Annotated in this window: 15 protein-coding genes and 4 pseudogenes; 10 read left to right on the top strand and 9 right to left on the bottom strand. The window is 66.1% G+C overall.

The window, feature by feature from the left end:
• Nucleotides 1-158: 158 nt before the first annotated feature.
• Nucleotides 159-323, bottom strand: a pseudogene (locus OH768_RS48275) (pirin family protein); the annotation flags it as partial.
• Nucleotides 324-528: 205 nt separating this feature from the next.
• Here OH768_RS48275 and OH768_RS48270 point away from each other — a divergent pair.
• Nucleotides 529-1,572 carry a tyrosine-type recombinase/integrase gene (locus tag OH768_RS48270; protein WP_406463443.1) on the top strand — a complete coding sequence of 348 codons (1,044 nt, stop codon included), beginning with the start codon at nt 529-531 and terminating at the stop codon, nt 1,570-1,572.
• Nucleotides 1,573-1,980: 408 nt separating this feature from the next.
• Here the strand turns inward: OH768_RS48270 and OH768_RS48265 are convergent.
• Nucleotides 1,981-2,488, bottom strand: a pseudogene (locus OH768_RS48265) (sensor histidine kinase); the annotation flags it as partial.
• 11 nt (nt 2,489-2,499) lie between these two features.
• On the opposite strand from OH768_RS48265, the pseudogene OH768_RS48260 reads away from it, so the two are divergent.
• A pseudogene (locus OH768_RS48260) lies at nt 2,500-2,661 on the top strand (LuxR C-terminal-related transcriptional regulator); the annotation flags it as partial.
• Between the two features lie 70 nt (nt 2,662-2,731).
• On the opposite strand, the pseudogene OH768_RS48255 reads toward OH768_RS48260, so the two are convergent.
• The 3 genes and pseudogenes from OH768_RS48255 to OH768_RS48245 all read right to left on the bottom strand — a co-directional run.
• Nucleotides 2,732-2,827 (bottom strand): annotated as a pseudogene (locus OH768_RS48255) (IS5/IS1182 family transposase); the annotation flags it as partial.
• 12 nt (nt 2,828-2,839) lie between these two features.
• Nucleotides 2,840-3,883 carry a tyrosine-type recombinase/integrase gene (locus OH768_RS48250; RefSeq protein WP_406463443.1) on the bottom strand — a complete coding sequence of 348 codons (1,044 nt, stop codon included), beginning with the start codon at nt 3,881-3,883 and terminating at the stop codon, nt 2,840-2,842.
• A 156-nt stretch (nt 3,884-4,039) separates the two neighbouring features.
• On the bottom strand, nt 4,040-4,213 hold the full coding sequence (locus tag OH768_RS48245) for a helix-turn-helix domain-containing protein (protein ID WP_406463441.1): 174 nt from the start codon (nt 4,211-4,213) through the stop codon (nt 4,040-4,042).
• Nucleotides 4,214-5,056: 843 nt separating this feature from the next.
• On the opposite strand from OH768_RS48245, the gene OH768_RS48240 reads away from it, so the two are divergent.
• From OH768_RS48240 to OH768_RS48230, 3 genes are all read left to right on the top strand, one after another.
• Nucleotides 5,057-5,827, top strand: a complete 771-nt coding sequence (locus tag OH768_RS48240) for a transposase (RefSeq protein WP_406463439.1) — start codon at nt 5,057-5,059, stop codon at nt 5,825-5,827.
• A 214-nt stretch (nt 5,828-6,041) separates the two neighbouring features.
• Nucleotides 6,042-7,232, top strand: a complete 1,191-nt coding sequence (locus OH768_RS48235) for an NAD(P)/FAD-dependent oxidoreductase (protein WP_406463438.1) — start codon at nt 6,042-6,044, stop codon at nt 7,230-7,232.
• Between the two features lie 10 nt (nt 7,233-7,242).
• Entirely contained in the window at nt 7,243-8,181 is a 939-nt protein-coding gene (locus OH768_RS48230; protein WP_406463436.1) for a sigma-70 family RNA polymerase sigma factor, read from the top strand.
• Nucleotides 8,182-8,408: 227 nt separating this feature from the next.
• On the opposite strand, the gene OH768_RS48225 is transcribed toward OH768_RS48230, so the two are convergent.
• On the bottom strand, nt 8,409-8,741 hold the full coding sequence (locus OH768_RS48225; protein ID WP_406463434.1) for a hypothetical protein: 333 nt from the start codon (nt 8,739-8,741) through the stop codon (nt 8,409-8,411).
• Nucleotides 8,742-9,059: 318 nt separating this feature from the next.
• Between OH768_RS48225 and cutA the strand changes: the two genes are divergently transcribed.
• Nucleotides 9,060-9,386: a divalent-cation tolerance protein CutA gene (gene cutA, locus OH768_RS48220; protein WP_406463433.1), complete on the top strand. Its 327-nt coding sequence runs from the start codon at nt 9,060-9,062 to the stop codon at nt 9,384-9,386.
• Nucleotides 9,387-9,451: 65 nt separating this feature from the next.
• Here cutA and OH768_RS48215 read toward each other — a convergent pair whose 3' ends face one another.
• From OH768_RS48215 to OH768_RS48205, 3 genes are all read right to left on the bottom strand, one after another.
• A complete protein-coding gene (locus OH768_RS48215) occupies nt 9,452-10,693 on the bottom strand; it encodes a helix-turn-helix transcriptional regulator (RefSeq protein WP_406463431.1) in 1,242 nt (413 codons plus the stop codon).
• A gap of 192 nt (nt 10,694-10,885) precedes the next feature.
• Nucleotides 10,886-12,049, bottom strand: a complete 1,164-nt coding sequence (locus OH768_RS48210; RefSeq protein WP_406463430.1) for a helix-turn-helix domain-containing protein — start codon at nt 12,047-12,049, stop codon at nt 10,886-10,888.
• Nucleotides 12,050-12,055: 6 nt separating this feature from the next.
• On the bottom strand, nt 12,056-12,475 hold the full coding sequence (locus OH768_RS48205) for an NUDIX domain-containing protein (protein WP_406463428.1): 420 nt from the start codon (nt 12,473-12,475) through the stop codon (nt 12,056-12,058).
• A 168-nt stretch (nt 12,476-12,643) separates the two neighbouring features.
• Here OH768_RS48205 and OH768_RS48200 point away from each other — a divergent pair, with 168 nt between their 5' ends.
• The 4 genes from OH768_RS48200 (at nt 12,644) to OH768_RS48185 (ending at nt 15,016) form a co-directional block, all read left to right on the top strand.
• Entirely contained in the window at nt 12,644-13,444 is an 801-nt protein-coding gene (locus tag OH768_RS48200) for a TauD/TfdA family dioxygenase (protein ID WP_406463427.1), read from the top strand.
• A gap of 65 nt (nt 13,445-13,509) precedes the next feature.
• A complete protein-coding gene (locus OH768_RS48195) occupies nt 13,510-13,914 on the top strand; it encodes an ATP-binding protein (RefSeq protein ID WP_406465737.1) in 405 nt (134 codons plus the stop codon).
• Nucleotides 13,914-14,312, top strand: a complete 399-nt coding sequence (locus tag OH768_RS48190; RefSeq protein WP_406463426.1) for a DUF6415 family natural product biosynthesis protein — start codon at nt 13,914-13,916, stop codon at nt 14,310-14,312. The genes OH768_RS48195 and OH768_RS48190 overlap by 1 nt, the downstream gene beginning before the upstream one ends.
• Nucleotides 14,309-15,016, top strand: a complete 708-nt coding sequence (locus OH768_RS48185; RefSeq protein ID WP_406463425.1) for a hypothetical protein — start codon at nt 14,309-14,311, stop codon at nt 15,014-15,016. Before OH768_RS48190 ends, OH768_RS48185 begins: the two co-directional genes overlap by 4 nt.
• The last annotated feature ends 1 nt before the right edge of the window (nt 15,017 follow it).

Genomic DNA, 15,017 nt, shown 5'->3' with positions numbered 1-15,017 from the left:
AGCGCCCCCAAGAGACTTTCGATACGCCGGGCCCGAGATGGCAACTCACGGCACCAGGCACCACCGAAGCCCGCCCACAAACTGCAGCCAATGACTGACACACCATCAGGAAAGTCAGCAAGCGGACTGCCACAGCTGCCCGCACACGGCCCAGCAGGTCAACGCACTCTCCCTCGCGGCTTCAACGCCACCGGCGGCAGCTCAGGAGCCGACAGCGGCGCCCCCTCATACCCCTTCACCTCACCGAATCGCGACCCCGTCATCCAGTCCTCACGCGCCTGCACGATCTCCTCCTGGGTGCGGCCGATCCAGTTCCAGAACAAAGGCGACCCTGCGCGCGTTTGCGCAGGTCGGCGGCGACTCGGAGTTCTGACGGTCAGCAAACTGTCAGCATCGGTCGTGAGGGGTCAGCAAGCCATGGCTTCGGATTCGTTGGTTCGTGGGATGGGGTCGTTCTTCAAGGAGTGTGGGCATCCGAGGTCTCGGTGGTCGAAGTGCCCTCATCCGTACAAGATCCGGTACCGGGCGGTGGGCGGACAGCAGACGGAGGAGTCGGGGTTTTCGAATCAGGACCAGGCCGTTGATCGTCTGTTGGAGGTCTACAACGCGAAGAAGGCGGCTCCGCGGGGGCAGGCGAAGGCGGCGCGGGTCGCGAAGTACGGTGCGATGCGGTTCGGGGAGTACGCGGCTGAGTGGAAGGCTGGGCAGCGGGATCTGGGGCCGGCATCGGTGGCGCATCTGGAGTCGCTGCTCTCGATTCATCTGCTGCCGCTGGTGGGCAGTCGGCGGATGGACACCTTCGACCACAAGGTCGTTGAGGGGTTCATCCAGACGATGGAGCGCAATGGTGTGGGTCTGGCGGCGCAGTCCAATGCGTTCGACAAGCTGAAGGCGATCCTTCTGGACGCGCACCGGCTGGGGTTGTTCGACGACAATCCGGTGACGGGTGTGAAGGCGCCGCAGTACGACCCGAAGCGTGTGGTGATTCCCTCTCCGGCGCAGTTGCCGGGGATACGTTCCGCCGGTGATGACAGCTTCCTGCTCGTCGCGGACCTGATGAGCGGGTGCGGGATGCGCAATGGGGAGGCGTTTGCGGTCAATCTCAACAACATCGTGGCCGATGACGTCTACCGCATCAGTGAACAGGTCAACCGGACCACGGGTGAGTACGACCGGCTCAAGCACCGCAAACCTGATGAGTACCGGGACGTGCCGCTGCCTGCCCGGACGAGACGGAGCATCGAGTGGTACGCGGACAAGCACGGCACCTTCGATGGTTATCTGCTCCGTCACCCGGGCGACCCGTCCAGACCGTTCCCTCACTATCACATTGCGAATCAGTGGCAGCGGATCAAGAGGGCCGGGCAGACCGATATCCCTGACGGCATGGTCGTCTACAGTCTGCGGCACTTCTTTGCGTCCAACTGCCTGACCCACGGCATTCCGATCACGGACGTCGCGGAATGGATGGGTCACAAGACCATCGAGGTCACGTACAAGATCTACCGGCATCTCATGCCCGGCTCGATCAGCAAAGCCGCCCAGACACTCAACCTCGATCTCGTCGCATAACGTGGACAGTGGAAAGCAGCATCTGCCGATCTCACAGATAGGTGAGTGACCTCGCGACCACAAACGACGTTGCCTCAGCCCATAGGGCTGAAGAACTCGGCCGTCCTACCCAAGCCTTGGACCTTAAACAAGGACGTCGTGCGAGTCGCGAAGAACCGCGGCCTGGGTGTGACGGTCGAGCAAGTGGCCACCGACTTCGGAATGCACCGGATGACATATTGGAAATGGATACATTGGGCCGACATCAATGACGGCGCCAGGCCGGGGGTGTCCAGTCAAGAGAGCGCGGAACCGCGGGAAGCACGTCGGCGGATCAAGCTGCTGGAGCAGGAGAACGAGGTCCTGCTCCGGGCCGCGGCTTATCTGTCGCAGGCCCGTCTGCCGGGCAAAGACTCGCATCCCGCCCCCTCAGAACCACCCCGCCGGGAACACCGCCCGCACCTCCCACCCGCCCCCTGCGCGCGGGCCGGCCCGGAGTTCACCGCCGAGCGCCGTCACCCGTTCCGTGAGGCCGACGAGACCGAAGCCGCCGCCGTGCGCGGCGGCCGGGAGCTGGGTGCCGCCGCGGCCGTCGTCCGTCACCGTGACCTCCAGCCGACGGCCCGCCCGGCGCAGCCCCACGGTGACCTCGGCGGCGTCGGCCGCGTGCCGTCGTACGTTCGTCAGGGCCTCCTGTACGACGCGGAAGGCGGCGGACTGCACCTCGTGCGGGAGGTCGTCGGGCAAGGCGGGGTCGCGGCGCAGGGTGACCTTCTGGACCGGGCTCGCGAAACCGTCGACCAGTTCGGCGACGGCCGCCAGGTCGCCGGCCGGCCGCGTCCGGTCCGGCGTCGCGCAGCACACCGACCGTGCGCCGCATGGACGCCAGGGCCTCGGTCGCGGCGCATTCGATGCCCGAGAGCACAGGGTCGAGGTCGTCCGTCTGCCGCCCTCGGCCGGACGAACGCCGAGATCGCCGCCGAGCTGTACGTCTCCCTGTCCACGGTGAAGACACACCTCTCCAGCGTCCAGCTGAAACTGGCCGCATGGAACCGCGTCGAGATCGCGGCCTGGGCCTGCCAGCACGATCAGGTACGGCCGGGCTCCTGAGCCCTCACGCCGAGACGTCCACGGCCGCCTCGGCGTGCGTGACGAAGTCGTCGACCAACTAATGGGTGAGCTCCAGTGGCAGGCTCCACGGCCGCCCCTTGCGCACCGAATCCGCACCCTCCCGCCGCAACGCTGTGATCAGCTTGCCGAACTGACGCGGGATCAGCCACTGTCCACGTTATGCGACGAGATCGAGGTTGAGTGTCTGGGCGGCTTTGCTGATCGAGCCGGGCATGAGATGCCGGTAGATCTTGTACGTGACCTCGATGGTCTTGTGACCCATCCATTCCGCGACGTCCGTGATCGGAATGCCGTGGGTCAGGCAGTTGGACGCAAAGAAGTGCCGCAGACTGTAGACGACCATGCCGTCAGGGATATCGGTCTGCCCGGCCCTCTTGATCCGCTGCCACTGATTCGCAATGTGATAGTGAGGGAACGGTCTGGACGGGTCGCCCGGGTGACGGAGCAGATAACCATCGAAGGTGCCGTGCTTGTCCGCGTACCACTCGATGCTCCGTCTCGTCCGGGCAGGCAGCGGCACGTCCCGGTACTCATCAGGTTTGCGGTGCTTGAGCCGGTCGTACTCACCCGTGGTCCGGTTGACCTGTTCACTGATGCGGTAGACGTCATCGGCCACGATGTTGTTGAGATTGACCGCAAACGCCTCCCCATTGCGCATCCCGCACCCGCTCATCAGGTCCGCGACGAGCAGGAAGCTGTCATCACCGGCGGAACGTATCCCCGGCAACTGCGCCGGAGAGGGAATCACCACACGCTTCGGGTCGTACTGCGGCGCCTTCACACCCGTCACCGGATTGTCGTCGAACAACCCCAGCCGGTGCGCGTCCAGAAGGATCGCCTTCAGCTTGTCGAACGCATTGGACTGCGCCGCCAGACCCACACCATTGCGCTCCATCGTCTGGATGAACCCCTCAACGACCTTGTGGTCGAAGGTGTCCATCCGCCGACTGCCCACCAGCGGCAGCAGATGAATCGAGAGCAGCGACTCCAGATGCGCCACCGATGCCGGCCCCAGATCCCGCTGCCCAGCCTTCCACTCAGCCGCGTACTCCCCGAACCGCATCGCACCGTACTTCGCGACCCGCGCCGCCTTCGCCTGCCCCCGCGGAGCCGCCTTCTTCGCGTTGTAGACCTCCAACAGACGATCAACGGCCTGGTCCTGATTCGAAAACCCCGACTCCTCCGTCTGCTGTCCGCCCACCGCCCGGTACCGGATCTTGTACGGATGAGGGCACTTCGACCACCGAGACCTCGGATGCCCACACTCCTTGAAGAACGACCCCATCCCACGAACCAACGAAAGCGCCACAAGAATCCCGACTTGGATTGTGCATGGTTATGACTTACTCGACAGCGTTCAGCCTGTAACACGCTGCTGCTTTACCCAGGATTCGACTTCCGAGACCCTGAATCGTATCTTCGCATTAGATCCTCCGCCGAATCTATAGGAGGCCAAACCCAATCGCGCGGCGTTTCTATACAGCCAAGAAACCGAGACGCCAAGATAATCAGCCGCCTCCTTGACAGTCATAAATTTCGTTCCCATAAATTCCTAGCAATCGTCGTGAGATGCGAGCGCGAGCGGGGGTTCAACCTTCCCCGACTCTTCATTGGCCGCCGAGCGCCTCGGAACGAAATCGGATTTCGTCACCATCCGCTCACAGAAGCGTCCTTGCATTTCCGCAACGGGCGCCGAATATTAATCTTGTCAGTAGAGGACAGGGTCGCCCTCCCAGACACGACCCGATCCCCCAAGTTCGCAACGGCTCCACCGCCAAGCACAGACAAGGACGAACAGCATCAATGGTCTGCACGATCCCCGGTTTCGGTAACCGGGGATCGTGGCCTATAGTCCGCGCAGCCAGGCGCATAGGCCGTGTCCTGCGAGTTGAGGCAGGCAAGGTGTTTGCCACAGCAGAGGGCGGCCTCCGGCTCAACGAAGGCCAGGTAGTTGCGAGTAGAGCCTCGAAGCAGGGACTGATTCTGCGCTAGCCGGACAGCCGCGACATCGTGCGCTCGATCACCCATCTCCGGCCCCGACACGACCGCTCGACTCGACATCTTTGCAGGTGACACCCGGCTTCCGCCTGCCGCGCACCCATTCCCGCAGATCGGCCCGGCAAATCCCTACCAACGCAAAGGCATTGGGGCTTGAAGTGCCAGCCACATCGAAGGCGCGCCGTTTCCGCTTATGGCAGTCCGTTCGCGCCCGACGGGACGCGTGCCCTAAGAACCCGACCGGATGAAGTCATTTGGATTTATCTCTGTCGGTGATCTCGTGAAACTAACTCTACGGATTTCCTTCGCCGCAGGCTCTCCGCTACAACCTAAGTGCTGTCCCGCAACTGCTGGTTACGAGTGAGATGATCTTGCGGTGTCTGGTGTGATCACGGCGTCGGAGCCGTCCTGGATAGCCCCGTTCACCGGGCTGAGCCCGCGTCAGTTCGGCAAGCTGGTCACCGTGTTGCGGCGCGAGGGTGCGGATCCGGTACGCAAGGGTCGGCCGTGGAGCCTGCCGATTGAGGGCCGCGTGCTGCTGGTCGCCGCCTACTGGCGGACGAACCTGACCATGCGCCAGTCAGCGCTGCTGTTCGGGGTGTCCAAGTCCGCGGCCGACCGCGTCATCGACCACCTCGGGCCTGCGCTTGCTCTTCGGCAACGCAAGCGATTCCGCAAGGACACCGTGCTGGTCGTGGACGGCACTCTGGTCCCCATGCGTGATCACAGTGTTGCCGAGCAGTCGAAGAACTACAGGTACTCGACCAACCACCAGGTCGTGATCCATGCCGACACCCGGCTCGTCGATACTGTCGGCCGGCCGCTGCCTGGCAATCGCAACGACTGCAAGGCATCGGAGCTGTCCGGAGCGAAAGACGCCGTCGGTCGCACCACGGTTATCGCGGACGGCGGTTATCGGGGCACCGGCCTAGTCATCCCGCACCGCCGCGAACGCGGACGAGCTGAACTCCTGGCCTGGAAGGAGGAGCACAACGCCTCCCACCGCAAGGTCCGCGCCCGCGTCGAGCACGCGTTCGCCCGTATGAAGACCTGGAAAATCCTGCGCGACTGCCGTCTCAAGGGCGACGGCGTCCACCACGCCATGCTCGGCATCGCCCGCCTGCACAACCTCGCGCTCGCCGAATGACCAAGCGATCAGCCAGGTCAGCAAACATGCGTGATGTGACGCCGACCGGCGGGCGGCCATATCACCCTGTTTCCACTGCCCAAGACAGGTCCAAACGTCTGCCTGAGGCCCAGCAACTCGTCTTAGTTCGGTGACCCGCGTCACACCCAGGTCCTGTCAGCAATCGGGGCGCCGTCTCGTTCGAAGGACACGCGAACGAGACAGGAGCAACGCCATGAAGTACCGCATCGTCGTACTCGGTGCCGGATATGCCGGGGCCTTCGCCGCCGGGAACCTGGCCCGTCGGCTTTCCCCCTCGGATGTCGAGATCACCGTCGTCAACGCCGTGCCCGACTTCGTCGAGCGGATGCGGCTCCACCAGCTCGCGATCGGCCAGGACCTCGCGTTCCGCAAGCTCGCCGACGTATTCGAGGGCACCGGGGTACGGCTGCGCCTGGCGCGCGTCACCGGCGTCGACCCCGGGCGCAAAACCGTTGCCGTGACCGGTGAGGACGGCGATGGCGAGCTCGCGTACGACACGCTTCTCTACGCGCTCGGCAGCTCCGTGGCCGACCACGGCGTCCCCGGCGTGGCCGAGTACGCCTTCGATGTGACCGGCCTGTCCTCGGCGCTCCGTCTGCGTGAGCGCCTGGCCGGCCTGGGTGAGGGCGCTGCCGTGCTGGTCGTCGGTGAGGGGCTGACCGGCATCGAGACCGCCACCGAGTTCGCAGAGTCCCGGCCCGACCTATCGGTCGCGCTCGCCGCCCGCGGCGAACTGGGCGCCTGGCTCTCACCAAAGGCCCGCCGTCACCTACGCCATGCCTTCGACCGGCTCGGCATCACCCTCCACGAATACACCGGCATCGAAGCCGTCGAGCCGACCCGGGCGATCGCCGCCGACGGTACCTCCGTCCCGGGCGACGTGACCGTGTGGTCGGTCGGGTTCGCCGTGCACCCCATCGCGGCCGCCAGCGGCCTGGAGGTTGCCGAGACCGGCCAGATCGTCGTCGACCGCACCATGCGCTCGGTCTCCCACCCGGACGTCTACGCCGCCGGTGACTGCGCCTATGCGATCGGCGAGAACGGCCGGCCACTGCCCATGTCGTGTGCCTTGGCCGGTGTCACCAACATGCAGGCGACCGCCGCGATCATCGCGCGCCTGACGGCCCGTGACGTGCCGACCATCGGCCTGAAGTACTACGGCAACCACATCAGCCTCGGGCGGCGGGACGCGATCTTCCAGATGGTGGACGGGGACGTCCGGTCGAAGTCCTGGTACCTGGGCGGCAAGGTTGCCGCGCGGCTCAAGTCGGGCGTACTGAAGGGGGCCGGGTGGGGTATCGATCACCCGACCTTCGGTATGCCGAAGCGCAAGCGCCGCCTGGCCAGCGCGCCTGACCGGGCCGGTGTGAGGGCCGCTGCATAGGCTGCCTCGCATGGAGAGCGCAGCCATCAATCGGTTCGAGGCCAGCCGGGGCCGGCTGGCCTCGCTCGCGTACCGTCTGCTCGGCTCGGCCGCCGATGCCGAGGACGCCGTGCAGGACACGTTCCTGCGCTGGGAGGCCGCGGACCGCGAACAGGTCGTGGTGCCGGAGGCGTGGCTGACCAAGGTCGTCACCAATCTCTGCCTCGACCGGCTCCGCTCGGCGCAGGCGCGCCACGAGCGGGCGGCCGGTGCCCGGTTGCCCGAGCCGCTTCTTGAGGGCGACCCCATGCTCGGCCCGGCCGACACCTTCGAGCAGCGCGAATCGGTGTCCCTCGCCGTCCTGACCCTGATGGAGAGGCTCTCGCCGGTCGAACGGGCCGTCTACGTCCTGCGCGAGGCTTTCTCGTACAGCCACGCCGAGATCGCCGGGATCCTCGACATCAGCGAGTCCGCGAGCCAGCAACATGTGCACCGGGCCCGGATCCGGGTTGCCGCCGAGCGCCGTCACGGCGGCGAGGCCGACCCCGCGTCCGCCCGCCGGGTCGTCGAGGAATTCCTCGCCGCCGCGATGTCGGGGCGCACCGAACGGCTGGTGGCCCTGCTCACCGACGACGTGACGGCGGTATCGGACGGCTACGGACTCGCCGGGCGGCTGTTGCGGTACGAGACGCGCGAGCGGGTGGCTTCCTACGTGCGGGCTGGCTTCAAGCCCACGCCGGCGAAGCTGCGGCTGGCCGGCGGCTCACCTGCGATGCATATCGGCCTGGTCAACGGCTCCCCAGCCGTCCTCGCCGTGGTCGACGACCGGGTCGTAGGCGCCGTGGCGTTCGAAGTCACAGACGGCAAGATCGCGTCGCTGCGTGGCATCGCCGCCGCAGACCGGCTCGCGCGCCTCAACGAGGTCTGGCGGCAGCACGAACCCGACGCACCGTTCATTAGCGCATGGTGACCGAAGCCACCGGAGTAGCCACCTACGAATCGTCACTGAGGGCAGACCAGGGCGGATCACAGCGCCCCTGGCCACCCATCGCGCGAAGTAACACCCGAAGCTTGCGGGACAGCACTTAGGTATTGATCTGGACTGAGTTGGGCTGGCGCCGAGGACGAGGTGGTAGAGCCGATGAAGGGGGTGAGTGGCTGGCGCCTTCAATTCGCTATCGGTGGACCGCGTACGGTTTACTCCGGCTTATCCGACGTCTTGAACTGCTCGCGACTTTGTTCCAATGGACGGCGCAGCTCCTCTTCCGAGATTTCGTTGCGGGTGCCTCCGCCCCACTCAGTCACGTATGTGCCCATGCCTCCGGGGATGTCGTCGATTCGAGTCACGATCAGGCAGTCTCCGGCCCACTCTCCGAACTCGGGACCCAGGCGCTCGCCTTCTCGCTCGGCGCGACCGGAAGCCAGCCTCTTGCCGTCCTCGTCGTAGATGACGGTCTCCTCTTCGGAGGCGGCCGTGCGGACACAGCTGTCGGGCGTCGAACCAGGAACGGTGTGTTCCTCGTCTTGCACTCCTACCGTGTAGGCGGTGAACGGGCTGCGGTCGACCCACGGCGCTCAGACCCAAAGCACGACGCCGACTGTGACAGCCGCTATGCCGGCAGCAGCGGCCCACATCGGTATGCGTCGCCAGTTCTTCTCCGGGGTCTTTGTTAGCGACACCGGCGCTGGTTCCGTTACAGCTTCCCCACCCTCAGCCATGCAGTGGATCATGCCAGCTCGGGCTCCGCTCAAGGTGGTTGGCCCCGCAATCTCCGCCTCGGACGAGGTGGGCAAGCGGCCCATACGGCTGGGTAGGGTCGTGCTACACCGAGCTGGAGAGGTAGTTGCATGGCCAACGAGATTGTGATCGCGCAGACGACCATCGACGACGAGGACCAGGCAAGGGCGCTGGCGCGGGGTGCGGTTGAGAACAAGTTGGCAGCGGGCGTTCACATCGATGCGCCGATCACCGCCGTCTACTGGTGGAAGAACGCGGTCGAGACGGCGCGGGAGTGGCGTATCTCGTACATGACGACGACGGACCGTCTCCCGCAGTTGGAGGCATGGCTCTCCGAGAAGCACCCGTACGACGTCCCGCAGTGGATCACGCTGCCTGTGACCGGCGGGTCTGAGGCGTATCTGTCGTGGGTCCTTGAGGAGACGACACGGGACTGAGGAACGACGTACCGCTCGACGGCGGTCGTGTTCCGAGCTTGCCGTGTGCGAATCAGGGGAACGATTCAGGACGCGAACTGCCGCAAGTGGTGGGCAAGTTCCCGCTCACTGTCGGGGAGCCAGGCGGCGATTTTCGCGGCGCGTTCCTTGCCCATCGTGTTGGGCTTGGCCTGTGACGCGGCCGTGAACTGGCGCGATACGTAGACGCCTTGCTCGACGTCGCCTCCGCGCAGCAGGGCCGAGGCGAGATCGCCGAGGACGACGACACCACCGTCCGGTAGTTCGTCCCCGAGGCGACCGACCGCCGTGTCGGCCGTGGCGGTGAGTTCGGATCGCCTCAACTGCCCGTACACGGAAAGAGCCAACGAATCCATCCGGTACGGCGTCACGAAGCGGACCCACGCCTGCTCGTTGGTGTGATCCGCGAAGTCGTATGCGAAGCGTGCTCGGTCAAGCGCACGAAGCGCCCCTGCCTCGTCGCCGACCGCGGCGGCTTCCTCCGCGTGCCTCCCTAGAACCCAGGCCGCGGCCGTGGCGTTGCCGTGGCCACGCACATCTTGGGAGGCCTGGGACAGGAGTTCCAGCTTCCTCTTCGACGTCGGCGCCCCGTAGCTGGCGTAGGTGAGGGCCAAGGCCCTGAGGGGAGGATGCCCGGCCTTCGCCGCGCACTCGATCGTGACGTCGTAATAGGAACCGGCCTTGGTGTACTCGCCCAGGTCCCAGGCCACCCAGCCGGCAAGGGCGGCGGTTTCCCCGGCTGCGACGGTGAGCGCCCGTTCGTGCTCGCCGGCGTGAGGCAGGGCCGCGGTGATCGCGTCAAGGTGCGACTCAACCGTGCCTTGCAGGCGGCGGGCACTGAGGTTGAGCTCCTGGACGTGCAGGTCGGCAGCACGGTTGACGAGCGCGACCGCCGCGGGCGTGTCGATGACCGAGCCCTTGCTGAGGGCGAAGGCGAGGCGTCCCCAGGGCTCGGCAGCCGCGCTTACGCCGATGGCGGCGCTGCCCAGCAGCGTGCGGCGCTTCACGTCGTCCTGGTCCTCCTCTTCACGGACGTTCCCGTTCCTCCGTCGGGCACGGGCGGCCTTGGCCTCCCGCAGTAGCTCTTCGAAGGGGACGCCCGACGCCACTGCGATGTGGGCGAGGGTGTGGTTCGTAGGGATGTTCTCGAACTTCTCGTAGCGGCTGATCTCTCGGCGGGTCAGGGTTTCCCGGCCTGAGGCAGCGTTGATCGCGTCTGCCTGCTGCTCTTTCGTCCGGCCTGCGTCCTTGCGGAGCCGGATCAGCAGTTCGGCGAACGGATCTGTCATGAGTGTGACCTCTGTTGTGGGCGGATTTCAATCATGGCCTCAATTCCCCCTGGAGTTTCCCCCCTTGACAGATTTTTCCCCCTCTGTATTCCCCTGGCAGACGGCTTCGTAGCGCGGTGCGATGGGCCCATGACCACGTTCCTTAAGTCGGATGACCGAGGCCAGCCGGTGCTGCTCTGGAACGAGATCAAGTTAGGCGGCCATCTCCTGCCGAATCCGGTCCAGGGCATGGCCCGCGACTTCCCTGATCTCCGGCAGCTGGTACTGCGCCGCGCGCACGATGCGTTGCAACTGGTGGGGAAGTCGCTGGCGGACTGCTTCGTCGACTGCGGTGTGCAAGGACTGCGCCGCGCTGCCTGGGTCGTCGGCGGCCAGCCGTACCTGGGCCACGGTGATGAGCTCGATCACGCGCCACTGCGGGGCGACGGTAGTTGTCGGTACAGGACTGCCCTGCTCGATCAGCTGTATGGCGATGTCGGTCCTGTCCGTGGCCATCAGCCCTCGCAGACGGATCTCGTGCAGGGCGTAGGGGTTGAACAACGAGGTGTGGTCGGTCTCGTCGAGGAGTCGATTCGTCTCCCGCATCGCCTCGTCGAACAGGGGCTTGTTCCGGAGGGCGCCGGCCGCACGAGCAAGCAGCGGAAGTACGGCTGCTTTCGCCTCGTTGTGCGGTGCGATGGCAGCCGCGTGCTGCAGACGGTCGACGGCGGCTCCGTGGAGGCGGGCCTTACGCAGTTCGTTGCCGTGCATGCGCAACACGTAAGAGGTGAAGGGCGGTTCGCCGAAGTAGCGGGCGATGTCGATGCTCTTCGCAGTCCAGTGCGCGGCGGTGCTCAGCCGTTCCTCCGGCAGGACGTTGCCCAGGGCGACGCCGAGACCGACACGGGCTCGGGCCAGGAGGTGCAGGACATCCCGTTCCGCGTGCCCGTCCTCCATGCGGGCTTCCAGTCGGGCGACCAGAGGCCACAACTCGGCGACGGCTTCGGAGGCATGTCCGGACTGGCGGGCTATTTCGGCGAGGCGGACCGTGGACTCGCCGAACTGGAGCATGGCGCGGTGGTCGGTGTCGGCTGGATCGGTGACGCCGACGATGTGCGGGGGAAGACACAGGGTGTCCGCGATGTGCCGGCGGGAGCCGATGTCTTCAAGGCTCCGTTTGCCAAGTTCGAGGAGCGAGATGTACGTCTTGTCGTAGCCGAGGAGTCGTCCGAGTTCGGACTGGTTTATGCCGTGCACGGCACGGTGGAAGCGCAGGATGGCTCCGAGATCGCGGGAGGCGAGGACTGCCTCGGCCTGCGGAGTCGCCCAGTGCCACACGGTGTGTTGCGAGCGCCGCGGGGCCATCGAACTGTCCATGTTCCGTCACATCCGTGCGTACCAGGCGGCGATGGACTGCTTGTATCCGTCCGGCATCACCAGGTTGGGCACTTCGTCAGCGGTGAACATGCCGAGCTGCTTGTGCTCGTGACTCACCACGGGGGTCTTGTCAGGGGTGAGGACTACGCAGCCGTAGGTGACGATCACGACTCGCCGGTCCGGCATGGCCACGGGCAGGGGCTGGTAGATCCACACGTCCAGGAGAGGGCCGGCCTTGACCGCCCAGCCGGTCTCCTCCTCGATCTCCCTCTCCACAGTCAACTCGGGTGTGCCATCGGAAGGTTCGAGTCGCCCGCCGGGCAGCTCCCACTCATCGCGTTCGTTCTTCAGCAACAGGACGCGTCGGTGGCTGTCCACGGCGACGCCCTTGACGGAGACGGGCCAGGTGGGGGGCGTGTACGCCATCGCTCTCCTCGGATTGCACGTACGGCCGGAGGTGGTCGGAACGTAGCACGTGGCCGGTGGCGCGAGTTGGGCGTGGGTGAAATGCCCGAGTCGACAATCTGTCGCTTTACCCCCCGTCCAGCGGCGCCGAACAGTGGGACCAATCCACCGAAGCCAAGGAGATCCGTGATGCGCGGAGTTCAGCAGCCATGCACCGATGTCTTCATGCGCAACCGTGTCGACCTGGCTGCGCCGGAGGCCGTGGAGAAGATCGCGGGACGGCTGCGGGACACGGGCCTGGTCACTGTCGACGGTCTCAATTCGCGCGCTGCCGTGCTCGCCTTCACGACCCGAACCATGGATTTGGTGCCGCACCGCGACAGCGACTCGGACGGGCTCACCACCATCCGCGACACCGGCCGCCATGCGCATCGAACGGGATTTGCCGGGCTCAGCAACGGCCCGCTTGATCCGCACACCGAACGCTCCGGCACCCCCAATCCGCCCCGCCTGATGCTCCTCGTGTGCGCGCAAGCTGCCGCCACGGGTGGGGAATGCCTGCTCACCGACGGACAGGCCATGCACTCCGACCTCTTCGCCGGCGAGCAGGAGGCGGGAGCTGCGCTGGCACAGGCGCGCACCGCGTTCTTCGGGGCCGGAGACGGTCATGCCACGCAGGTGTTCACCGTCCACGACGATCGACGGGTATCCGTGCGCCTGCGGTTCGACGGGCTGGCGCGCTGGAACCCGATAGTTCAGCCCTACCTCCCGCAATTGCGAGCTGCAGCAGGACGTCATCAGCTCTGCCTCGCCCTGGCACCCGGCCAGGGGTACCTGCTCGACAACGAACGCTGGCTTCACGCGCGACGCGCCTTCACCGGAGATCGGCTCTTCTGGCGCGCCCTTGGCCAGCCGCTGTTTCCCATGAACCGAGGGTTCGCGCCGGCCCCCACTTCCGGCCGTACACCCGCGCTTTCGGAGGCGGGGTGATGACAGGGCGAGCCCAGCCGCTCGCTGCCGGAGCGATGACATCCTGTACGTCTGGCGCCACTGCTATCGAGACCTGGGACCAAGCGGGCGAGCGTGGCTTCAAGGTCGACTTCCTTCCGGCTGAACGCCGGATTGGGAGGATGAGACGGATCACCAGGGATCAACTGCGCCGCTGGGACCTGATGTTGCTCACCGACGACGCCACGCTCGTCGTCTCCGAGTTGGTCACCAACGCCGTCAAGCACGGCGAGGGACAACCGGTCCGGCTCAAGGTGCTGCACTCCGCCTACGAACTGCGCATCGAAGTGACCGACGGAACCTCTACTCCGGCCCGACTGCGTTCCGCAGGCATGGCCGACGAGAACGGCCGTGGCCTGCTACTTGTCGCCTCCGTCGCCAAAGAGTGGGGGGTTAGCACCGACGGCACCATGACGTGGTGCTCCCTCGCGATCCCCGGTGGGAGGTCGTGATGGTCGCAGTGACGGCTGATGTCGCCGTGCGGCTGCTGCGCCCGCGAACCTCCAACGATCACGAGACGCTGGGCATGGTCCTCTTCGGCCTGCGCCGCTCGCTCGCCGGCGAGGCGATCGGCGAGCAGCTGTACGAGGACCTTGAGGCCGTACTCGGCGAGCACGCCCACCCTGACCTGCATCTGGTCGCGGCCATCGCCGCGCGCTTCCGGGAAGCGACCACCACGTTCGTGGAGATCGTTCCCTACCTCGTGCAGCCGTACCCGGTCGACGAGGTTCGGCGGCTCATCTACCTGAGCGCCGATCACCCCCACCCCGGTGACGCACCGGGCCATCTCCGGCGGTTCGCCCTGGCCATCCTCGCGCTTCTCGACCTGATGGGAGATACCGCCTCATGACGCGCGCCACGTCGAGGGAGCTGAACTCCCTGACCAGCACGCACGCCCCGCCCAGTTGTCTCGTGCCGTACATCACCGCACGCCAAGGCGAACAGCCCGACTCGCTGTCGAACCTAGGACTGCGGCCCGGCGGCAAGGGTCTGTTCTACGTGAACGAAGGACCGGGCGATCGGGACGAGCGGGGCGTGCTCTGGGCACGCTGCTCTCAGTCCCGCCACGGCAACGACGTCGTTGGGACACCGCGGTGGCGGGACGTGCACCCTTCGCGACAGCGGGAGTGCATGGAAGGGCTGCGGTGCCAGGTTTGCGTGCAGCAGCCCAGCCACACCCAGCTCGGCTACCTGTTCCTGGCCGCGCAGCACGAGGCCGGCTCCACGGATGGCTGGGAAGGGTGCCTCACGGCTCAGCCGCCTCTGTGTCTGGAACACGCGAAGGCCGCCGTCGAGCAGTGCGGACACCTCGTGCGGGCCGGAACCGTCGCGCTCCGGGCCAGGGTGCCGCGGCTGCACGGAGTGATCGGGGCGCTCTACCGCGCCGGTGCCGACGGACGCCCCGAGCCCGTCGAGTTCGACGGCAAGTTGGCACAATCCCCGCTGCCGTACAGGCATCGGCAGTTGACCCCGTGGTTCCTGGCCTCGCAACTCGTGCGCGAGCTACGAGGCGTCACCGTCGTCGATCTGGACGACCTGGTTTCTGCCGCTTAGA

Origin of the sequence: Streptomyces sp. NBC_01622, assembly GCF_045209635.1 — a bacterium.
Taxonomy (GTDB): Bacteria; Actinomycetota; Actinomycetes; order Streptomycetales; family Streptomycetaceae; genus Streptomyces.
This window is presented reverse-complemented; position numbering and strand designations above follow the sequence as displayed.